Origin of the sequence: Atlantibacter hermannii (assembly GCF_009907385.1) — a bacterium.
In the GTDB taxonomy this organism is placed as follows: Bacteria; Pseudomonadota; Gammaproteobacteria; order Enterobacterales; family Enterobacteriaceae; genus Atlantibacter; species Atlantibacter hermannii_A.
Genome location: NZ_JAAATR010000026.1, coordinates 64,073 through 83,990, shown reverse-complemented (window position 1 = coordinate 83,990; position 19,918 = coordinate 64,073). Strand labels below are relative to the sequence as shown.

The following is a 19,918-nucleotide window of genomic DNA, read 5'->3' as shown; positions in this document are numbered from 1 at the left end:
CACAAACACTCACATGGGTTATCACTGGCGCCGATGGCGCTACGATAAGGAGTTGGATATGCAATTACGTAAACTGGCCGCAGCAATGTTAGTCATGGGGTTGGGCGCAGGGTTAGCCCACGCCGAAGAGGCAAAAACCGCTGACGCTGCCGCACAGCAAGGTACGCTGGCGAAAGTCGCGAAAAATGGCGTTATCGTCGTGGGCCATCGCGAATCTTCCGTACCGTTTTCTTATTACGATAATCAGCAAAAAGTGGTCGGCTATTCTCAGGATTACTCCAACGCTATCGTTGAAGCGGTGAAGAAGAAACTGAACAAGCCTGATCTGCAGGTTAAACTGATTCCAATCACCTCCCAGAACCGTATCCCGCTGCTGCAAAACGGCACCTTTGACTTCGAATGCGGCTCCACCACTAACAACCTTGAGCGCCAGAAACAAGCAGCCTTCTCCGACACCATCTTTGTGGTGGGCACCCGTCTGCTGGCAAAGAAAGGCGGCGATATTAAGGACTTCCCGGATCTGAAAGGCAAAGCGGTTGTCGTCACTTCCGGCACCACCTCTGAAGTTCTGCTGCACAAGCTGAACGACGAGCAGAAAATGGATATGCGCATTATCAGCGCCAAAGACCACGGTGACTCGTTCCGTACCCTGGAAAGCGGCCGCGCGGTGGCATTTATGATGGATGACGCCCTGCTGGCTGGCGAACGCGCGAAAGCGAAGAAACCGGATCAGTGGGAAATCGTCGGTAAAGCGCAGTCCGAAGAAGCCTACGGCTGTATGCTGCGTAAAGACGATCCTGAGTTCAAAAAGCTGATGGACGACACCATCGCCCAGGCGCAGACCTCCGGCGAAGCGGAAAAATGGTTCGACAAGTGGTTTAAGAACCCGATCCCACCGAAAAACCTGAACCTGAACTTTGAACTCTCTGATGAGATGAAAGCGCTGTTCAAAGAGCCTAACGATAAAGCACTGAACTAATTACAACCATTAAGGGGCGGGACATCCTGCCCTCTCGATTGTTTCGACAGCCCGGACAGACTCTGCGTCGGATGGCCGTTCCCCATCCGGCGTGAACACTCCTCTCGTTTCCAGCGAGTCAAATAAGGAAACAGCGGAGAAGGCTTCGTAGCAATCTTCGAGGGTAGCCAGGCTACCCTTATTTTTTTTGGAGTAACGTATGTCTATAGACTGGAACTGGGGTATTTTTTTACAGCCCGCCCCGTTCGGCAACACCACCTATCTGGGCTGGCTATGGAGTGGTTTTCAGGTTACGGTCGCGCTGTCGATCACAGCCTGGATTATTGCCTTCCTCGTCGGCTCCCTGTTTGGCATCCTGCGTACCGTCCCAAACCGTTTCCTCTCCGGGATCGGGACCTGCTACGTCGAACTGTTCCGTAACGTTCCGCTGATCGTTCAGTTCTTTACCTGGTATCTGGTGGTACCGGAACTGCTGCCTGAAGATCTGGGGATGTGGTTTAAAGCTGAGCTCGATCCCAACGTGCAGTTTTTCCTGTCGTCGATGATCTGCCTGGGCCTGTTCACCGCCGCACGCGTGTGCGAGCAGGTCCGCGCCGCGATCCAGTCGCTGCCGCGCGGCCAGAAAAACGCCGCCCTGGCGATGGGTCTCACACTGCCGCAGGCCTACCGTTATGTGCTGCTGCCCAACGCCTATCGCGTGATCGTGCCGCCGATGACCTCAGAAATGATGAACCTGGTGAAAAACTCCGCCATCGCCTCAACTATCGGGCTGGTGGATATGGCGGCGCAGGCCGGCAAACTGCTGGATTACTCGGCGCACGCCTGGGAATCTTTCACGGCGATTACGTTAGCATATGTGTTTATTAACACCCTGATTATGCTGGTGATGAATGTGGTAGAGCGCAAAATCCGCCTGCCCGGCAATCTGGGGAGCAAATAATGTACGAATTTGACTGGAGTTCGATTGTTCCCTCCTTCCCCTATTTGCTCGATGGACTGGTTATTACGCTGAAAATCACCGTCACGGCGGTGATTATCGGGATTATCTGGGGCACCCTGCTGGCAGTCATGCGCCTGTCGAGCTTTAAACCTGTCGCCTGGTTCGCCACCAGCTACGTGAACGTGTTCCGCTCGATTCCGCTGGTGATGGTACTGTTGTGGTTTTATCTGATCGTGCCGGGTTTCCTGCAAAACGTGTTGGGGTTATCCCCGAAAACCGATATCCGCCTGATTTCCGCCATGGTGGCGTTTTCGATGTTTGAAGCCGCCTACTATTCGGAAATCATCCGCGCCGGTATTCAGAGCATCTCCCGTGGACAATCCAACGCCGCGCTGGCGCTGGGCATGACCCACTGGCAATCCATGAAGCTGATTATTCTGCCGCAGGCGTTCCGCGCCATGGTGCCGCTGCTGTTAACCCAGGGCATCGTGCTGTTCCAGGACACCTCGCTGGTTTACGTATTAAGCCTTGCAGACTTCTTCCGTACCGCCTCCACGATTGGCGAGCGCGACGGGACTCAGGTCGAAATGATCCTGTTTGCAGGTGGCGTATATTTCATCATTAGTTTAAGTGCGTCGCTGCTGGTCAGTTGGCTGAAGAAAAGGACGGTATAATGATTTCCCTGAAAAATGTTTCTAAATGGTATGGTCAATTTCAGGTGTTGACCGACTGTTCAACGGAAGTGACCAAAGGCGAAGTGGTGGTGGTATGCGGGCCGTCCGGCTCCGGGAAATCCACGCTGATTAAAACGGTGAACGGCCTTGAGCCGGTTCAGAAAGGCGAAATCATCGTTAACGGCACCAAAGTCAACGACAAGAAAACCAACCTCGCCGAGCTACGCTCTCACGTAGGCATGGTGTTTCAGCACTTTGAACTGTTCCCGCACCTGTCGATTATCGAAAACCTGACCCTGGCGCAGGTGAAAGTGCTCAAGCGCGATAAAGCGGCGGCGCGTCAGAAAGCGGTAAAACTGCTGGAGCGCGTCGGGTTATCGGCGCACGGCGAGAAATACCCGGCGCAGTTGTCCGGCGGCCAGCAGCAGCGTGTGGCCATTGCCCGCGCGCTGTGCATGGATCCGGTGGCGATGCTGTTTGACGAACCGACCTCCGCGCTCGACCCCGAAATGATCAATGAAGTGCTCGACGTGATGGTGGAGCTGGCCAACGAAGGCATGACCATGATGGTGGTGACCCACGAAATGGGCTTTGCCCGTAAAGTGGCTAACCGGGTGATTTTTATGGATGAAGGAAAAATCGTTGAGGATTCGGCGAAGGAGGAGTTTTTCGCCAACCCGAAATCGGAACGCGCCAAAGACTTCCTGGCGAAAATCCTGCATTAATCGTCCGCAGAAACCAAAAGGAGCAGCCAGGCTGCTCCTTTTTTAATGTTTGTTTATTACGGCTCAAACGGCCTGCGCTGGAACTGATCGTGACCGCATTTCGGGCACAGCGGCAGCGGTTCCGGGGTATAAAACGCCAGATGGTGATGGCATTTTTCACACACCAGATTGCCAAGACCAACCACTTCCCCACTGTGATAAACCCCGTGGTGGTTTAAATCCTGGAACACTTCGCGCCATTCCAGCTGGGTCTTGTCGGTGATGTCTGCCAGCTCCTGCCAGATACTCTCTTTAATGACCCGCATAAATACGCTGTCGGTGAACTCTTCCTGGCTTTCGCCGTAACTGCGGGCGAATTCCTCTAAATCGCGCCGCACCGCGCGCGTTACCTCTTCAGCTTCTGTGCGGGTGAGCTCGCCGGTTTGCGCCATCTGCTGGCGCGCGCTGGCCACCAGCGCATCGATATCCCGCTCACCGTTGCGTAAACGTTCGGTTAATGTCGCCACCAGTTCACGATAAAATTGAGCAACCTTGTTCATTTCAGCACTTCTCCTGGTCGGGTAACGTCTTCTAATGATAGACGTTAATCCCGGCTGGCTATGTTAGCCGACGCACATCGCAGGTAAAGGAATGCAAAGGTCGGAGGCAACAGGGAAACCAATCAAAGGCTGTTTTGCCGCAGTCGAATCGGCTATGCTATGCCGATCTTAATCACACTCATACATGCTACCTACGTAGCGGCAATGAAAACAGGACCACTGGCTGCCATGCAAGAGCAATATCGCCCGGAAGAGATTGAATCCCACGTACAGCATCACTGGGAAGAGAAGCGCACATTCGAAGTGACTGAAGACGAGAGCAAAGAGAAGTATTACTGCCTGTCGATGCTTCCCTATCCTTCTGGTCGACTACACATGGGTCACGTCCGTAACTACACCATCGGCGATGTGATTGCCCGTTACCAGCGCATGCTGGGCAAAAACGTGCTCCAGCCGATCGGCTGGGATGCGTTCGGTCTGCCTGCGGAAGGCGCAGCGGTGAAAAACAACACCGCGCCCGCGCCGTGGACTTACGACAACATCAATTACATGAAGAACCAGCTCAAAATGCTGGGCTTCGGTTACGACTGGAGCCGCGAGCTGGCGACCTGTACCCCGGAATACTACCGCTGGGAGCAAAAGTTCTTTACCGAGCTGTATAAAAAAGGGCTGGTGTACAAGAAAACCTCCGCGGTGAACTGGTGCCCGAACGATCAGACCGTACTGGCGAACGAGCAGGTTATCGACGGCTGCTGCTGGCGCTGCGACACCAAAGTCGAGCGTAAAGAGATCCCGCAGTGGTTTATCAAAATCACCGCCTACGCTGATGAGCTGCTGAACGATCTGGATAAACTGGATCAGTGGCCAGACACCGTCAAAACCATGCAGCGCAACTGGATCGGCCGCTCCGAAGGCGTGGAGATCACCTTCGACGTGGAAAACCGCGCCGATAAGCTGACGGTTTACACGACCCGCCCGGACACCTTTATGGGCGTGACCTATCTGGCCGTGGCAGCGGGCCATCCGCTGGCGCAGGCTGCCGCGGCGACCAACCCGGCGCTGGGCGATTTCATTGCGGAATGCCGTAACACCAAAGTTGCCGAAGCCGACATGGCGACGATGGAGAAAAAAGGCATGGCGACCGGCTTCAACGCCATCCACCCGCTGACCGGCGAAGCGGTACCGGTATGGGTCGCAAACTTCGTGCTGATGGAATACGGCACCGGTGCCGTGATGGCCGTTCCGGGCCACGATCAGCGCGACTGGGAATTCGCCACCAAATACGGTCTGGCGATCAAGCCGGTTATCCTGGCGCAGGACGGCTCCGAGCCGGATCTGTCGCAACAGGCGCTGACTGAAAAAGGCGTACTGTTCAACTCGGGTGAATTCGACGGCCTGCCGTTTGAACAAGCGTTTAACGCCATTGCCGACAAACTGGCCGCCAAAGGCGTCGGCGAGCGCAAAATTAACTACCGTCTGCGCGACTGGGGCGTTTCCCGTCAGCGTTACTGGGGCGCGCCTATCCCGATGGTGACCCTGGAGGACGGCACCGTAATGCCGACCCCGGAAGATCAGCTGCCGGTGATCCTGCCGGAAGATGTGGTAATGGACGGCATCACCAGCCCAATCAAAGCCGACCCGGAGTGGGCGAAAACCAGCGTTAACGGTCAGCCTGCGCTGCGTGAAACCGACACCTTCGACACCTTTATGGAGTCTTCCTGGTACTACGCGCGCTACACCTGCCCGCAGTACGACAAAGGCATGCTCGATTCCAATGCCGCCAACTACTGGCTGCCGGTGGATATTTATATCGGCGGTATCGAACACGCGATCATGCACCTGCTGTACTTCCGCTTCTTCCACAAGCTGATGCGCGATGCCGGTATGGTGAACTCCAACGAGCCTGCCAGACAGCTGCTCTGCCAGGGGATGGTGCTGGCGGACGCGTTCTACTACGTGGGCGCAAGCGGCGAGCGCAACTGGGTTTCCCCGGTAGACGCCATCGTTGAGCGTGATGATAAAGGCCGTATTGTTAAAGCCACCGACGCAGCGGGCCACGAACTGGTCTATGCTGGCATGAGCAAAATGTCGAAGTCGAAAAACAACGGCATCGACCCGCAGGTGATGGTTGAGCGTTACGGCGCGGATACCGTGCGTCTGTTTATGATGTTCGCCTCTCCGGCAGATATGACGCTGGAATGGCAGGAATCCGGCGTTGAAGGGGCTAACCGCTTCCTGAAACGCGTCTGGCGCCTGGTTTACGAGCACACGGCGCAGGGCGCTGCGGGCAATCTGGACGTCGCTGCGCTGACCGAAGATCAAAAAGCGCTGCGTCGCGATATCCACAAAACCATCGCGAAAGTGACGGATGATATCGGCCGCCGCCAGACCTTCAACACCGCCATCGCCGCGATCATGGAACTGATGAACAAGCTGGTGAAAGCGGCGCAGGAAAGCGATCAGGACCGCGCGTTAATGCGTGAAGCCCTGCTGGCCGTGGTGCGCATGCTGTACCCGTTCACTCCGCATGTCTGCTTTATGCTGTGGCAGGAACTGAATGGCGAGGGCGATATCGATAACGCGCCGTGGCCGCAGGCGGATGAAAGCGCCATGGTGGAAGATTCCCGTCTGGTGGTCGTGCAGGTTAACGGCAAAGTGCGCGGTAAAATTACCGTTCCGGCCGATGCCACTGAACAACAGGTGCGCGAGCGCGCCGCTCAGGAACATCTGGTCGCGAAGTACCTTGAAGGCGTAACTGTACGTAAAGTGATTTACGTACCGGGTAAATTGCTTAACCTGGTTGTTGGCTAAGCACAGGAGGAAGCGTGCGATATCTCATCACTCTGATAGTGAGCCTGGCGGTACTGGTGACCGCCGGATGTGGCTGGCACTTGCGCGGCACCACCCAGGTGCCTGAGCAAATGCATACGCTGATCCTGGATTCAGGTGACCCGTATGGCCCCTTAAGCCGCGCGGTGCGTAAGCAGCTGCGTCTGAACGGTGTAGAAATAGTTGAGCCGAGTAAAGTGCGGAAAGACATTCCGTCTCTGCGCCTTGGCGGCGCATTGATATCTCAGGATACCGCGTCGGTGTTCCAGGATGGCCGTACGGCGGAGTATCAGATGGTGATGACGGTCAATGCTACAGTGCTGATCCCGGGCCACGATATTTACCCGATCAGCACCAAAGTGTTCCGCTCGTTCTTCGATAACCCACTCACCGCGCTGGCGAAAGATGCCGAACAGGACATCATTATCCAGGAAATGTATGATCGCGCGGCGGAACAACTGATCCGTAAGCTGATGTCGGTACAGGTAAAAGATCTGGAAGCCACCAAATCTGAAGCGCCGACCACCCAGCAGAGCAGCACGACGACCTCGTCGGGCCGCGTTTCCACCACGCTTTCCGCTCAGTAATGGTCAGAGTCTGGCCTGAACAACTCCGCGCGCAGCTCAAAGAAGGGCTGCGCGCGGCGTATCTGCTGACCGGAAACGATCCGCTGCTGCTGCAGGAAAGCCAGGACGCCATCCGTCAGGCCGCGCAGGAGCAAGGCTTCGACGAACACCATACCCGCCAGATCGATGCGCAAACCGACTGGGAAGAGATTTTCTCGATCACCCGCGCACTAAGCCTGTTTGCCAGCCGCCAGACGCTGCTGCTGATCCTTCCCGACAACGGCCCCAACGCGGCGATTAACGATAAATTAGCCGAGCTGGTCAACCTGCTGCACGAGGATCTGCTGCTGGTGGTGCGTGCGGTGAAGCTCACCAAAGCCCAGGAAAATGCCGCCTGGTGTACCGCCCTGTCCAGCCGCGGCGTGATGGTAAACTGCCAGACGCCCGAACAGGCGCAGCTACCGCGCTGGGTGACTAACCGGGCGAAAAGCCGTCAGCTCACGCTGGATGACGCGGCCTGCCAGTTACTCTGCTACTGCTACGAAGGCAACCTGTTGGCGCTGGCCCAGGCGCTGGACCGGCTGGCGCTGCTGTGGCCCGATGGCAAACTCACCCTGCCCCGCGTGGAACAGGCGGTTAACGACGCCGCGCATTTCACGCCGTTCCACTGGGTGGATGCGTTGCTGGCCGGCAAAAGCAAACGTGCGCTGCACATTCTGCAACAGCTACGGCTGGAGGGTAGCGAACCGGTGATCCTGCTGCGCACCGTACAACGGGAACTGCTGCTGATGGTCACGCTTAAACGCCAGTCGCAACACGCGCCGCTGCGTAATTTGTTCGATCAGCATCGGGTCTGGCAAAACCGCCGCACGCTGCTGAGCGAAGCGCTAGCCCGGTTGAGTGACGATCAGCTGCGCCAGGCGGTCAGCCTGCTCACGCGGATCGAACTGACGCTAAAACAGGATTATGGCCAATCGGTATGGCAGGAGCTGGAAGGATTATCCCTGCTGCTGTGCCATAAAGCCTTGCCGGATGTGTTTATCCATGGCTAAGGCGCTGCTTGCTTATTACGGTGGGACGTTCGATCCCATTCACTTTGGGCACCTCAAGCCGGTAGAAGCGCTCGCGCGGCAGGTGGGTTTGCAAAAAGTGGTGATTATCCCTAATAACGTGCCGCCCCATCGGCCTCAGCCCGAGGCCAGCAGCGCCCAGCGTAAAGCGATGATTGAAGCAGCGATCCACAACCATGCGCTGTTCGAACTCGATGACCGGGAACTGCAACGCGCTATGCCCTCATGGACTGCCGACACCATGGAAGCGCTGCGTGCTGAACAGGGCGCTGCGCAGCCGCTGGGGTTTATTATCGGCCAGGACTCGCTGCTGGCGTTTCAAACCTGGCATCGCTATGCCGATATTCTCGCCTGCTGCCACCTGCTGGTGAGTCGCCGCCCGGGTTATCCTCTCACCATGCCCGATGCCGAACAGCAGCGCTGGCTGGAACAGCATCTGGCAACCGATGCAGGCGAACTCCACGCCCTGCCCGCCGGGAAGATTTTTCTTGCCGACACGCCGCTGTTAGCGATTTCAGCCACCGACATCCGCCAGCGTCTGCAGAACGGCCAGCCCTGCGACGATCTCGTTCCCGGCCCGGTGATGGACTACATCACGCGCCACGGTTTGTATCGCGACTGATTGCTGTTAACGCGGCGATCAGCGCCTCGTTGTCTGCCCGGCTTTTCACCGCCACCCGGAAATAACGCGGGTCCAGCCCCGGATAATTCGCGCAGCTGCGGATTAAAATATGCTGCGCCAGCAACCGGCGCTGCAAATCCCGCTCACCGTCGTAGCGGAAAAACAGATAGTTCGCCTCTCCTGGCCACACGGTGATCGACGGCAGCGCATTGAGCGCCTGCCATAAAAAATGCCGTTCCATTTCCAGCCAGTGAAAAGTCGCCTGCTGATACGCGGCGTCATTCAGGACGATTTCCCCTGCCAGCGCCGCGAAAGCGTTGATGGTCCAGGGTTCGCGACTGGCCCGTAACGCCGATACGCGCTGCTCGTCGCTGTTAATTACGTAGCCCAGCCGCAGGCCGGGAATGGCGTAGAACTTAGTCAGAGAGCGCAAAATCCACAGGTTGGGATGATCCGCAAGCCAGTCGGTGCAGCCGGTAGCATCGGGTATAAAGTCGATAAACGCCTCGTCGACCACCAGCGCGATACCGTGTTCTGCACAGCGGGCAACGATCGCCTGCATCAACTCGCGTTCCGGCATCAATCCGGTGGGATTGTTTGGCGTACACAATACCAGGCAGTCAAGGTCCGGCGTCAGGGCCGAAAGCAACCGGCTGTCCGGCTGCCAGCCGTCTGCTTCGGTTAACGGATAGTCGGTAATGCGGCACCCCACCCGGCTCAACGCCCGGCGATATTCGGCAAAACCCGGCGTCAGCAGCAGCGCATGACGGGGCGCGAGATGGGCCAACAGCTGAAAAATCAGTTCGGTTTCGCCATTGCCCGCCATCAGCCAGTTCAGCGGCACGTCGTGATGCGCCGCCAGCGCCTGGTGCAGCGCCAGATACTCCGGATCCGGATAGCGCTGCGCCGCGTCGAGATTTTCAATTATGGCGCGCCTCAGGGTGGCGGGCATCCCGAGCGGATTGATATTGGCGCTGAAATCAATCAGTTGCGCCGGATCCACACCGGCCAGCGCCCCCGCTTCGCGAATATTGCCGCCATGATTGCTGGTAAACATCTCGCCTCCGTCATCGTAAAACGCCATCTTACCCCAAAGCCTGCGCCAGGCGGCGACTGATGGTAGACTCAATAGCGGTGAATTAAGGAGCAAGGCATGAAACTGTGGCTGGTAAGACATGGACAAACCGAGGCGAACGTCGCCGGGTTGTACAGCGGACGTAGTGAAACCGCGCTCACCGAGCAGGGCATTCGTCAGGCGACGCAGGTCGGACAACTGCTTCAGGCGGTGCCTTTCGATCGGGTGCTGAGTAGCGCGCTGGGGCGGGCGCAGCATACCGCTCACCTGGTGCTGGAGGGCCGCGACCGGGCCATTGAAACCAATCCGTTGCTCAATGAGATGCATTTTGGCGACTGGGAAATGCGCCACCATCTTGATTTGCAGCGTGAAGACGCCATTACCTATGCCGCCTGGTGCCGGGACTGGCAAAACACTGTCCCCACCAATGGCGAAGGCTTTCACAATTTTTCACAGCGGATTTTGGCGCTTTCCCGGGATTTGCGCGCCATGCCGCAGGAAAATATTCTGGTGGTTAGCCATCAGGGCGTGCTGAGTCTGCTCATCGCCACGCTGATGGGGATGCCGCCGCCCTCACTGTGGCATTTTATGATCGAACAAGGCAGTTGGAGCATGGTGGAAATCCAGCAGGATTTTGTCACCCTGCGTACCCTGAATAACCGGGCGGCAGCGGTTATTCACCCGGGTGGAGACGTCTGATTTTCTTCTGGCGAGCCGTTGCGTATTGACAGGCTATATAAGGCTGATATCCTCCGCTGCCAGACTTTCTCCCGCCGACGGCCATTTTCTAAATTGTTTTACAAAAATGGCGATGCAAACTCATGTCAGCGGTGGGATGATAGCCCACTTCATACAGCCGGCGTGTCGCCGCTGTTATCTCATTGAGTTTGATGCGCTCCCGGCGGCATCATCAGCGTTCATATTCCCAGGGGGAACACTTGCAGGGTAAAGCACTCCAGGATTTTGTTATTGATAAAATCGACGACCTGAAAGGTCAGGATATCGTTGCTATCGACGTTCAGGGTAAATCCAGCATTACGGATTGCATGATCATCTGTACCGGTACTTCTACGCGCCACGTGATGTCCATTGCCGACCACGTGCTGAGCGAATCCCGCCATGCCGGCCTGATGCCGCTCGGCGTTGAAGGCCAGAGCGCGGCAGACTGGATCGTTGTCGACCTGGGTGATGTGATTGTGCATGTCATGCAGGAAGAGAGCCGTCGTCTGTACGAACTCGAAAAGCTCTGGAGTTAAGGCGTGAAACTGCAACTGGTCGCCGTTGGCACCAAAATGCCTGACTGGGTGCAAACCGGTTTTACCGAATATCTGCGCCGCTTTCCGAAAGACATGCCGTTCGAACTGATCGAAATCCCGGCGGGAAAGCGGGGCAAAAACGCCGACATTAAACGCATTCTCGATAAAGAGGGCGAAATGATGTTGGCTGCAGCAGGCAAAAATCGCATTGTCACGCTCGATATTCCAGGCCGTCCGTGGGATACGCCGCAGCTTGCCAATGAACTGGAACGCTGGAAGCTGGATGGTCGAGACGTGAGTCTGCTTATTGGTGGCCCGGAAGGGTTATCGCCAGCCTGTAAAGCCGCTGCCGAACAGAGCTGGTCGCTCTCTGCGCTGACGCTGCCGCACCCGCTGGTGCGTGTTCTGGTCGCAGAAAGCCTTTATCGGGCGTGGAGCATTACCACCAACCACCCTTACCATCGTGAGTAAACGCTACCAGGTAGATTAAGCAGCGGATGAAATTACAGAATTCTTTTCGCGACTATTCGGCTGAGTCCGCGCTTTTTGTGCGTCGGGCGCTTGTTGCCTTTGTGGGGATTTTGCTGCTCACCGGCGTGCTGATCGCCAACCTTTATAATGTGCAGATCGTGCGTTACACCGATTACCAAACGCGCTCCAACGAAAACCGCATCAAGCTGGTGCCGATCCCGCCCAGCCGGGGCATTATTTACGATCGCAACGGCATCCCGCTGGCCCTCAACCGCACCATCTACCAAATCGAGATGATGCCGGAAAAAGTCGATAACGTGCAGCAGACGCTCGACGCGCTGCGCGGCGTGGTGGATCTGACGGACGACGATATCGCGGCATTCAAAAAAGAGCGCTCCCGCTCCCATCGCTTTACGTCGATCCCGGTGAAAACCAACCTGACGGAAGTGCAGGTAGCACGTTTCGCCGTGAACCAGTACCGTTTTCCCGGCGTAGAAGTGAAAGGTTATAAACGCCGCTACTACCCCTATGGTTCCGCCCTGACCCACGTTATCGGCTACGTGTCGAAAATCAACGACAAAGACGTGGAGCGCCTCGACAAAGACGGCAAGCTGGCGAACTATGCCGCGACCCACGATATCGGCAAACTGGGTATTGAGCGCTACTATGAGGATGTGCTGCACGGCCAGACCGGCTATGAAGAGGTGGAAGTTAACAACCGCGGCCGGGTGATCCGCCAGCTGAAAGAAGTGCCGCCGCAGGCCGGGCATGACATCCATCTCACCATAGATTTACAGCTACAAGCCTATATCGAGACGCTGTTGCAGGGCAGCCGCGCGGCGGTGGTGGTTACCGATCCGCGTACCGGCGGCGTGCTGGCGATGGTGTCCACGCCCAGCTACAACCCTAACCTGTTCGTCGACGGCATCTCCAGCAAGGATTATTCGGCGCTGCTGAACGACCCTAATACCCCGCTGGTCAACCGCGCCACACAGGGGATCTACCCGCCCGCGTCTACCGTGAAGCCCTATGTCGCCGTCTCGGCGCTGAGCTCCGGGGTGATCACCCGCAATACCACGCTGTTCGACCCCGGCTGGTGGCAGTTGCCTGGTTCAGAAAAACGCTACCGCGACTGGAAAAAATGGGGCCATGGCCGCCTGAACATTACCAAGTCACTGGAAGAATCGGCGGATACCTTCTTCTATCAGGTGGCCTATGACATGGGCATCGACCGGCTCTCCGAATGGATGGGCAAATTTGGCTACGGTCATTACACCGGTATCGACCTGGCGGAAGAGCGCTCCGGCAACATGCCGACCCGTGAATGGAAGCAGAAACGCTTTAAGAAGCCCTGGTATCAGGGGGACACCATCCCGGTCGGTATCGGCCAGGGTTACTGGACATCAACGCCGCTGCAGATGAATAAAGCGATGATGATCCTGATTAACGACGGCATCGTAAAAGTGCCGCATCTGTTGATGAGCACCACCATCGACGGCAAACAGCAGCCCTGGGTGCAACCGGAGCAGCCGCCGGTGGGCGATATCCACTCCGGCTACTGGGAAATCGCCAAAGACGGGATGTACGGCGTGGCGAACCGCGCCAACGGTACGGGCCACAAATATTTTGCCAGCGCGCCGTATAAAATCGCCGCGAAGTCGGGTACCGCGCAGGTTTTCGGTCTGAAAGCCAACGAAACCTATAACGCCCACCGCATCGCCGAGCGTCTGCGCGACCACAAACTGATGACCGCATTCGCCCCGTACGATAAACCGCAGGTCGCGGTCGCCATGATCCTGGAGAACGGCGGCGCTGGCCCGGCGGTAGGCACCATCATGCGCCAGATCCTCGACCATATCATGCTCGGGGATAACAACACCGAACTGCCCGCTGAAAATCCGGCTGTGGCCGCGGCGGAGGACTAATGACCGATAATCCGAATAAAAAAACCATCTGGGATAAAATCCATCTTGATCCCACCTTTATGCTGATCATCCTGGCGCTGTTAACCTACAGCGCCCTGGTTATCTGGAGCGCCAGCGGCCAGGACCTGGATATGACTGAACGTAAAATCGGCCAGATCCTGATGGGGCTGGTGGTGATGGTGGTGATGGCGCAAATCCCCCCGCGCGTGTACGAGGGCTGGGCGCCCTATCTGTACATCGTGTGTATTATTTTGCTGGTGGCGGTGGACGCCTTCGGGGCCATCTCCAAAGGGGCGCAGCGCTGGCTGGATTTGGGCATCGTTCGCTTCCAGCCCTCGGAAATTGCCAAAATTGCGGTGCCGCTGATGGTGGCGCGCTTTATCAACCGCGACGTCTGCCCGCCCAGCCTGAAGAACACCGGTATCGCGCTGGTGCTGATCTTCATGCCGACGCTGCTGGTGGCGGCGCAACCAGACCTCGGCACCTCGATTCTGGTGGCGCTTTCCGGCCTGTTCGTGCTGTTCTTATCCGGCCTGAGCTGGCGGCTGATTTTAATCGCCGTGCTGCTGGTGGCGGCATTTATCCCGATTCTGTGGTTCTTCCTGATGCATGACTATCAGCGTCAGCGCGTGATGATGTTGCTCGATCCGGAATCCGATCCGCTCGGCGCGGGCTATCATATTATTCAGTCTAAAATTGCTATTGGGTCAGGCGGTTTGCGCGGCAAAGGCTGGCTGCACGGCACCCAGTCGCAGCTGGAGTTTTTGCCCGAGCGCCATACCGACTTTATCTTCGCTGTGCTGGCAGAAGAGCTGGGGCTGGTCGGCGTGCTGATCCTGCTGGCGCTCTACATTCTGCTGATTATGCGTGGGCTGTGGATTGCGGCCCGGGCGCAAACCACCTTTGGCCGGGTGATGGCGGGCGGTTTAATGCTGATTTTATTCGTTTATGTGTTTGTGAATATTGGTATGGTAAGCGGTATTCTGCCGGTGGTTGGGGTGCCGCTGCCTCTGGTGAGTTATGGGGGCTCGGCCTTGATTGTCCTGATGGCCGGGTTTGGTATCGTGATGTCGATACATACCCACCGAAAAATGCTGTCTAAAAGCGTATAAGGGGAACGCAATGCGTAAGCAGTGGCTTGGAATCTGCGTCGCAGCAGGATTGCTGGCGGCCTGTAGTTCAAATGATGACGGTCAGGCGCCTACCACCGTGGCCCCGCAGCCTGCGGTGTGTAATGGCCCGGTTGTGGAAATCGGCGGCGCGGAGCCGCGCTATGAGTCGCTGAACCCTTCCGTGAATCAGGATTATCAGCGCGACGGCAAAAGCTATAAAATCGTGCAGGACGCCTCGCGCTTCAGCCAGGCCGGGCTGGCCGCTATTTATGACGCCGAGCCGGGCAGTAATCTGACCGCCTCGGGCGAAGCCTTTGATCCGATGCAGTTGACCGCCGCGCACCCTACATTGCCTATCCCGAGCTATGCGCGCGTCACCAACCTGGCGAATGGCCGCATGATTGTGGTGCGGATTAACGATCGTGGCCCGTATGGCAATGACCGGATTATTTCGCTGTCCCGCGCGTCCGCGGACCGCCTGAATACCTCGAACAACACCAAAGTACGTGTCGACCCGATTATCGTTGCGCCGGACGGCTCCCTGTCCGGGCCGGGAATGGCCTGCACCACGGTCGCTAAACAGACCTACGCCCTGCCCGCGCGTCCCGACCTGAATACCGGCATGGGTAGCGCGTCGTCAATGCCACAGGCGGAACCCGCCGGCGATGTGCGCGCCATCAGCAATGATACGCTGCAAAGCGAAGATACCACTGGCGCACCGGTCCGCAGTAGCGGGTTTTTAGGTGCGCCCACGCCGCTGAACAGCGGTGTGATTGAAAGCGATGCGCCGGCAGCGGTTGCCGCTCCGGTTACTGCGCCGGTGACCGCACCGCAAACCGCGCCCGCCGCCGCTCCGGCTCCGGTCACTGCGCCGGGTTCAGTACAGGGCAGCGTCACTACGCCAGTGACCGCCGCCGCGACAGGCAGCTACGTGGTCCAGGTCGGCGCGGTCAGCGACAGCGCGCGCGCCAGCCAGTGGCAGCAGAAGCTCAGCCAGCAATTCGGCGTGCCGGGGCGCGTGACGCCGAACGGCGCGGTGTATCGCGTTCAGCTTGGGCCGTTCAGCAGTAAATCCGAAGCCGCCGCGCTCCAGCAACGTCTGAGCAGCGAGGCGCAATTACAGTCATTCATAACAAACGGCGGCGCGCAGTAACGCATCCGGGCTGGCTGACGCGGCGTTGGTGCGTAAAAACCGCTAACAAAGTCATTCGCAAAGTCGGATGCCAGCCCAACCGCCATTTGCTATAGTAAGGCACTTTTTTTCACTTCATCACGGATGTCGTTGTTTTACCATGAAGACCACTCTCTCCGTACGTTTCGCTAAGCGCATCGCGCTCACCACAGCGCTGGCCGTTGCGGCACTCTCCACCGCTCATGCCGACGACCTGAATATTAAAACGATGATCCCAGGCGTTCCGCAAATCGATGCCGAGTCCTACATCCTGATTGATTACAACTCTGGCAAAGTGCTGGCAGAGCAAAACGCGGATGTGCGCCGCGACCCTGCAAGCCTGACGAAAATGATGACCAGCTACGTCATCGGCCAGGCGATGAAGGCAGGAAAATTCAAAGAATCTGACCTGGTGACCATCGGCAACGACGCCTGGGCCACCGGCAACCCGGTGTTTAAAGGCTCCTCGCTGATGTTCCTGAAGCCGGGCATGCAGGTTCCGGTTTCTCAGCTGATCCGCGGCATCAACCTGCAATCCGGCAACGACGCCTGCGTGGCGATGGCGGATTACGTTGCGGGCAGCCAGGACGCGTTCGTCGGCCTGATGAACAACTACGTCAACGCGCTGAACCTGAAAAACACCCACTTCCAGACCGTTCATGGTCTGGATGCTGATGGCCAGTTCAGCTCCGCGCGCGATATGGCGCTGATCGGCCAGGCGCTGATCCGCGACGTGCCGAACGAATACACTATTTATAAAGAAAAAGAGTTCACCTTTAACGGCATCCGCCAGACCAACCGTAACGGTCTGCTGTGGGACAACAGCCTGAACGTGGACGGCATTAAAACCGGTCATACCGACAAAGCGGGTTACAACCTGGTGGCCTCGGCCACTGAAGGCCAGATGCGCCTGATCTCCGCCGTGATGGGCGGACGTACCTTCAAAGGCCGCGAAGCGGAAAGCAAAAAGCTGCTGACCTGGGGCTTCCGGTTCTTTGAAACCGTGAACCCGATTAAAGCCGGTAAAGAATTCGCCTCCGAGCCAGCCTGGTTCGGCGACCACGATCGCGCGTCGCTGGGCGTCGATAAAGACGTTTATCTGACCATTCCACGCGGCCGCATGAAAGATCTGAAAGCCAGCTATGTGTTGAATAGCAGCGAGCTGCATGCCCCGCTGGCGAAAAACCAGGTGGTCGGCACCATCAACTTCCAGCTGGATGGCAAAACCATTGAGCAGCGTCCGCTGGTGGTGTTGGAGCAGATTGAAGAAGGCAATTTCTTCGGCAAAATCATTGATTACATCAAGCTGATGTTTCACCACTGGTTTGGATAAAAATTGAACACTTGAAAGTGTGATTTACGTCCCCATATACTAGCTATCAAAACAACTCCCGCTCAGGCGGGAGTTATTATTTTTTATCCAATGCTGGAGCTGACATGAAAACCAAACTTAACGAACTGCTTGAATTCCCGACGCCCTTTACTTACAAAGTGATGGGTCTGGCGAAGCCGGAGTTGGTTGATATGGTCGTTGAGGTAGTTCAGCGCCATGCGCCTGGTGACTACACGCCGCAGGTTAAACCAAGCAGCAAGGGAAACTACCACTCCGTTTCTATCACGATTAACGCCACGCACATTGAGCAGGTAGAAACCCTGTACGAAGAATTAGGTAATATCGACATCGTTCGTATGGTGCTGTAATCCCCAACCCGGCCCCTGGCCGGGTTTGTTGTCTGCGGGTCCCCCCGGTCCAGCTGTGTTATACTCCCCGCCACCTTTTCCCTCCGGAGACGCAGTTTTGTTTCAGGAAACCATTCTTATTCGTCAACTGGGTTTGCAGCCTTACGAGCCGATTTCGCAGGCGATGCATACTTTCACCGACACGCGCGACGCCGACACGCCGGATGAAATCTGGCTGGTTGAGCATCAGCCGGTTTTTACCCAGGGCCAGGCCGGTAAAGCGGAACACGTATTAATGCCGGGCGATATCCCGGTGATCCAGAGCGATCGCGGCGGCCAGGTGACTTATCACGGGCCGGGGCAGCAGGTGATGTATGTGATGCTCAATCTGAAACGCCGCAAACTGGGCGTACGCGATCTGGTCACTCTGCTGGAACAAACCGTGGTGAATACCCTGGGTGAGCTGGATATCGAAGCCCATCCCCGCGCCGATGCACCTGGGGTTTACGTTGGCGCGAAAAAAATCTGCTCGCTGGGTTTACGCATCCGTAAAGGCTGCTCGTTTCACGGCCTGGCGCTGAATATCAACATGGATTTAGCGCCGTTCCTGCGCATCAACCCGTGCGGCTATGCGGGTATGGAGATGACCCAGGTAAGCGCTTACCGTGACGGTGCGACGCTCGATACCGTTAACCCGCTGCTGCTGAGACATACCCTGGCGCTACTGGGGAACCCGCCGGTGGAAATGGTCAACGAGCCGCTGCGCAAATAAACAGGGTTGTAACCTGTGCAAGGGCACAAAATAACAACCATTTTACAATTCTGTTCCCTTTTTACCTGCGGTGAGGCTGCTTTACCGCAGGGAGTAATGATATACTGCGTAGTGTTAATTCAAAAATAGTTGATAAATACAACACTTACTTGAATTGAGACGCTTTCTCTCGTTATCCGCAACTGGAACACGCATGCTATGAGTAAACCCATCGTGATGGAACGCGGCGTTAAATACCGCGACGCCGACAAAATGGCCCTTATCCCGGTTAAAAACGTGGCGACAGAGCGAGAAGCGCTGTTAAGAAAGCCGGAATGGATGAAAATTAAACTTCCTGCCGACTCGACGCGTATTCAGGGCATCAAAGCAGCCATGCGTAAAAACGGCCTGCATTCGGTGTGTGAAGAGGCTTCCTGCCCTAACCTTGCTGAGTGCTTTAACCACGGTACCGCCACCTTTATGATCCTGGGCGCTATCTGCACCCGTCGCTGCCCGTTCTGCGACGTGGCCCACGGTCGCCCGGTTGCGCCCGATGCTAACGAACCGCTTAAACTGGCGCAGACCATTGCCGATATGGCGCTGCGTTATGTGGTGATCACTTCCGTTGACCGTGACGATTTACGTGACGGCGGCGCGCAGCACTTTGCCGATTGCATTACCGCAATCCGCGAGAAAAGCCCGAACATTAAAATCGAGACCCTGGTGCCCGACTTCCGTGGCCGTATGGACAAGGCGCTCGATATCCTTAACGCCACGCCGCCGGATGTATTCAACCACAACCTGGAGAACGTGCCGCGTATCTACCGCCAGGTGCGTCCGGGCGCGGATTATAACTGGTCGCTGAAGCTGCTGGAGCGTTTTAAAGAAGCGCATCCGGACATCCCGACCAAATCCGGTTTAATGGTGGGCCTCGGCGAAACCAATGCAGAAATCATTGAAGTGATGCGCGATTTGCGCAGCCACGGCGTTACCATGCTGACGCTGGGCCAGTACCTGCAACCGAGCCGCCACCACCTGCCGGTGCAGCGCTACGTCAGCCCTGATGAGTTTGATGAGATGAAAGCCGAAGCCATGGCGATGGGCTTTACCCATGCCGCCTGCGGTCCGTTCGTGCGCTCGTCTTACCATGCTGATATGCAGGCCAAAGGCGAAGAAGTGAAGTAACAGCTTGTTACGTAAGAATCTGCAACCATAAAAAAACCGGCTTATCTGAGCCGGTTTTTTTCTACCTTAACGTCTGGTCGCTGCGATTACTCTTTATGAGCGATGCGTTCGCCAGTCGCGTCGTTGGCAGCAGTGGTTTTCGCCGCGTTTTCATCATCATTCATGGCTTTTTTGAAGCCTTTGATGGCTGCACCCAGGTCACCACCCAGCGTACGTAACTTTTTGGTTCCAAACAGCAGAACCACCAGTGCGGCAACTACCAGCAGTTTGGTAATACTAATCTCACCCATACTTACCTTCTTAATAAACAGGCGCCGGAATGGCAGCCGAAAAGCCAGACTCAATTAA

21 protein-coding genes are annotated in these 19,918 nt (G+C 56.8%); 18 read left to right on the top strand and 3 right to left on the bottom strand.

The features are described from left to right. Positions 1–58: 58 nt before the first annotated feature. The 4 genes from GV764_RS08215 to GV764_RS08200 all read left to right on the top strand — a co-directional run bounded on the left by GV764_RS08215 (position 59) and on the right by GV764_RS08200 (position 3,318). Positions 59–979 (top strand): amino acid ABC transporter substrate-binding protein, encoded by a 921-nt coding sequence (locus tag GV764_RS08215; RefSeq protein ID WP_161659733.1) that lies wholly within the window; start codon positions 59–61, stop codon positions 977–979. 199 nt (positions 980–1,178) lie between these two features. Beyond that, a complete protein-coding gene (locus GV764_RS08210; protein ID WP_161659732.1) occupies positions 1,179–1,919 on the top strand; it encodes an amino acid ABC transporter permease in 741 nt (246 codons plus the stop codon). Further along, complete coding sequence (gltK, locus tag GV764_RS08205) at positions 1,919–2,593, top strand: glutamate/aspartate ABC transporter permease GltK (protein WP_161659731.1); 675 nt, start codon at positions 1,919–1,921, stop codon at positions 2,591–2,593. The genes GV764_RS08210 and gltK overlap by 1 nt, the downstream gene beginning before the upstream one ends. After that, on the top strand, positions 2,593–3,318 hold the full coding sequence (locus GV764_RS08200) for an amino acid ABC transporter ATP-binding protein (RefSeq protein ID WP_125294557.1): 726 nt from the start codon (positions 2,593–2,595) through the stop codon (positions 3,316–3,318). The genes gltK and GV764_RS08200 overlap by 1 nt, the downstream gene beginning before the upstream one ends. Positions 3,319–3,374: 56 nt before the next feature. Here the strand turns inward: GV764_RS08200 and GV764_RS08195 are convergent, their stop codons facing one another. After that, the gene (locus GV764_RS08195) at positions 3,375–3,857 is read right to left on the bottom strand and encodes a zinc ribbon-containing protein (RefSeq protein WP_161659730.1); all 483 of its coding nucleotides are present in this window, start codon (positions 3,855–3,857) and stop codon (positions 3,375–3,377) included. 228 nt (positions 3,858–4,085) lie between these two features. Here GV764_RS08195 and leuS point away from each other — a divergent pair, with 228 nt between their 5' ends. From leuS to nadD, 4 genes are read left to right on the top strand one after another with little or no spacing between them, the layout of a single operon-like run. Beyond that, positions 4,086–6,668: a leucine--tRNA ligase gene (leuS, locus tag GV764_RS08190; protein WP_161659729.1), complete on the top strand. Its 2,583-nt coding sequence runs from the start codon at positions 4,086–4,088 to the stop codon at positions 6,666–6,668. A gap of 14 nt (positions 6,669–6,682) precedes the next feature. Beyond that, positions 6,683–7,273: an LPS assembly lipoprotein LptE gene (lptE, locus tag GV764_RS08185; protein WP_161659728.1), complete on the top strand. Its 591-nt coding sequence runs from the start codon at positions 6,683–6,685 to the stop codon at positions 7,271–7,273. Further along, positions 7,273–8,304, top strand: coding sequence for a DNA polymerase III subunit delta (gene holA, locus GV764_RS08180; protein WP_161659727.1), 1,032 nt, complete (start codon positions 7,273–7,275; stop codon positions 8,302–8,304). The genes lptE and holA overlap by 1 nt, the downstream gene beginning before the upstream one ends. Further along, complete coding sequence (gene nadD / locus GV764_RS08175; RefSeq protein ID WP_161659726.1) at positions 8,297–8,944, top strand: nicotinate-nucleotide adenylyltransferase; 648 nt, start codon at positions 8,297–8,299, stop codon at positions 8,942–8,944. Before holA ends, nadD begins: the two co-directional genes overlap by 8 nt. Here nadD and cobD read toward each other — a convergent pair. After that, positions 8,916–10,001: a threonine-phosphate decarboxylase CobD gene (gene cobD, locus GV764_RS08170; protein WP_161659725.1), complete on the bottom strand. Its 1,086-nt coding sequence runs from the start codon at positions 9,999–10,001 to the stop codon at positions 8,916–8,918. The two genes, nadD and cobD, sit on opposite strands and share 29 nt — an antisense overlap. 96 nt (positions 10,002–10,097) lie before the next feature. Between cobD and GV764_RS08165 the strand changes: the two genes are divergently transcribed. The 10 genes from GV764_RS08165 to lipA all read left to right on the top strand — a co-directional run bounded on the left by GV764_RS08165 (position 10,098) and on the right by lipA (position 19,570). Continuing rightward, a complete protein-coding gene (locus GV764_RS08165) occupies positions 10,098–10,718 on the top strand; it encodes an adenosylcobalamin/alpha-ribazole phosphatase (RefSeq protein ID WP_161659724.1) in 621 nt (206 codons plus the stop codon). A 239-nt stretch (positions 10,719–10,957) separates the two neighbouring features. Next, positions 10,958–11,275, top strand: coding sequence for a ribosome silencing factor (gene rsfS / locus GV764_RS08160; protein WP_161659723.1), 318 nt, complete (start codon positions 10,958–10,960; stop codon positions 11,273–11,275). A 3-nt stretch (positions 11,276–11,278) separates the two neighbouring features. Continuing rightward, complete coding sequence (gene rlmH, locus GV764_RS08155) at positions 11,279–11,746, top strand: 23S rRNA (pseudouridine(1915)-N(3))-methyltransferase RlmH (RefSeq protein WP_161659722.1); 468 nt, start codon at positions 11,279–11,281, stop codon at positions 11,744–11,746. Positions 11,747–11,772: 26 nt separating this feature from the next. After that, positions 11,773–13,671 (top strand): peptidoglycan DD-transpeptidase MrdA, encoded by a 1,899-nt coding sequence (gene mrdA, locus GV764_RS08150; protein ID WP_161659721.1) that lies wholly within the window; start codon positions 11,773–11,775, stop codon positions 13,669–13,671. After that, entirely contained in the window at positions 13,671–14,783 is a 1,113-nt protein-coding gene (mrdB, locus tag GV764_RS08145; RefSeq protein ID WP_125294567.1) for a peptidoglycan glycosyltransferase MrdB, read from the top strand. Before mrdA ends, mrdB begins: the two co-directional genes overlap by 1 nt. 10 nt (positions 14,784–14,793) lie before the next feature. After that, complete coding sequence (rlpA, locus tag GV764_RS08140; protein ID WP_161659720.1) at positions 14,794–15,936, top strand: endolytic peptidoglycan transglycosylase RlpA; 1,143 nt, start codon at positions 14,794–14,796, stop codon at positions 15,934–15,936. 139 nt (positions 15,937–16,075) lie between these two features. Continuing rightward, positions 16,076–17,287 (top strand): D-alanyl-D-alanine carboxypeptidase DacA, encoded by a 1,212-nt coding sequence (gene dacA / locus GV764_RS08135; protein WP_125294569.1) that lies wholly within the window; start codon positions 16,076–16,078, stop codon positions 17,285–17,287. A gap of 104 nt (positions 17,288–17,391) precedes the next feature. Next, positions 17,392–17,655 carry a DUF493 family protein YbeD gene (gene ybeD, locus GV764_RS08130; RefSeq protein ID WP_161659719.1) on the top strand — a complete coding sequence of 88 codons (264 nt, stop codon included), beginning with the start codon at positions 17,392–17,394 and terminating at the stop codon, positions 17,653–17,655. A 97-nt stretch (positions 17,656–17,752) separates the two neighbouring features. Then, positions 17,753–18,406 (top strand): lipoyl(octanoyl) transferase LipB, encoded by a 654-nt coding sequence (lipB, locus tag GV764_RS08125; protein ID WP_161659718.1) that lies wholly within the window; start codon positions 17,753–17,755, stop codon positions 18,404–18,406. A gap of 198 nt (positions 18,407–18,604) precedes the next feature. Then, positions 18,605–19,570, top strand: a complete 966-nt coding sequence (gene lipA, locus GV764_RS08120; RefSeq protein ID WP_161659717.1) for a lipoyl synthase — start codon at positions 18,605–18,607, stop codon at positions 19,568–19,570. 86 nt (positions 19,571–19,656) lie between these two features. Here lipA and tatE read toward each other — a convergent pair whose 3' ends face one another. Continuing rightward, positions 19,657–19,860 carry a twin-arginine translocase subunit TatE gene (tatE, locus tag GV764_RS08115; protein ID WP_002436071.1) on the bottom strand — a complete coding sequence of 68 codons (204 nt, stop codon included), beginning with the start codon at positions 19,858–19,860 and terminating at the stop codon, positions 19,657–19,659. Positions 19,861–19,918: the final 58 nt, after the last annotated feature.

Excerpts from the sequence above, each read along its gene's own strand:
- lipA (WP_161659717.1), top strand. The coding sequence starts at position 18,605 with ATGAGTAAACCCATCGTGATGGAACGCGGCGTTAAATACCGCGACGCC.
- GV764_RS08200 (WP_125294557.1), top strand. The coding sequence starts at position 2,593 with ATGATTTCCCTGAAAAATGTTTCTAAATGGTATGGTCAATTTCAGGTG.
- cobD (WP_161659725.1), bottom strand. The coding sequence starts at position 10,001 with ATGTTTACCAGCAATCATGGCGGCAATATTCGCGAAGCGGGGGCGCTG.
- GV764_RS08215 (WP_161659733.1), top strand. The coding sequence starts at position 59 with ATGCAATTACGTAAACTGGCCGCAGCAATGTTAGTCATGGGGTTGGGC.
- mrdA (WP_161659721.1), top strand. The coding sequence starts at position 11,773 with ATGAAATTACAGAATTCTTTTCGCGACTATTCGGCTGAGTCCGCGCTT.
- GV764_RS08165 (WP_161659724.1), top strand. The coding sequence starts at position 10,098 with ATGAAACTGTGGCTGGTAAGACATGGACAAACCGAGGCGAACGTCGCC.
- GV764_RS08195 (WP_161659730.1), bottom strand. The coding sequence starts at position 3,857 with ATGAACAAGGTTGCTCAATTTTATCGTGAACTGGTGGCGACATTAACC.
- rlpA (WP_161659720.1), top strand. The coding sequence starts at position 14,794 with ATGCGTAAGCAGTGGCTTGGAATCTGCGTCGCAGCAGGATTGCTGGCG.
- gltK (WP_161659731.1), top strand. The coding sequence starts at position 1,919 with ATGTACGAATTTGACTGGAGTTCGATTGTTCCCTCCTTCCCCTATTTG.
- GV764_RS08210 (WP_161659732.1), top strand. The coding sequence starts at position 1,179 with ATGTCTATAGACTGGAACTGGGGTATTTTTTTACAGCCCGCCCCGTTC.
- leuS (WP_161659729.1), top strand. The coding sequence starts at position 4,086 with ATGCAAGAGCAATATCGCCCGGAAGAGATTGAATCCCACGTACAGCAT.
- nadD (WP_161659726.1), top strand. The coding sequence starts at position 8,297 with ATGGCTAAGGCGCTGCTTGCTTATTACGGTGGGACGTTCGATCCCATT.
- mrdB (WP_125294567.1), top strand. The coding sequence starts at position 13,671 with ATGACCGATAATCCGAATAAAAAAACCATCTGGGATAAAATCCATCTT.
- holA (WP_161659727.1), top strand. The coding sequence starts at position 7,273 with ATGGTCAGAGTCTGGCCTGAACAACTCCGCGCGCAGCTCAAAGAAGGG.
- dacA (WP_125294569.1), top strand. The coding sequence starts at position 16,076 with ATGAAGACCACTCTCTCCGTACGTTTCGCTAAGCGCATCGCGCTCACC.
- tatE (WP_002436071.1), bottom strand. The coding sequence starts at position 19,860 with ATGGGTGAGATTAGTATTACCAAACTGCTGGTAGTTGCCGCACTGGTG.
- ybeD (WP_161659719.1), top strand. The coding sequence starts at position 17,392 with ATGAAAACCAAACTTAACGAACTGCTTGAATTCCCGACGCCCTTTACT.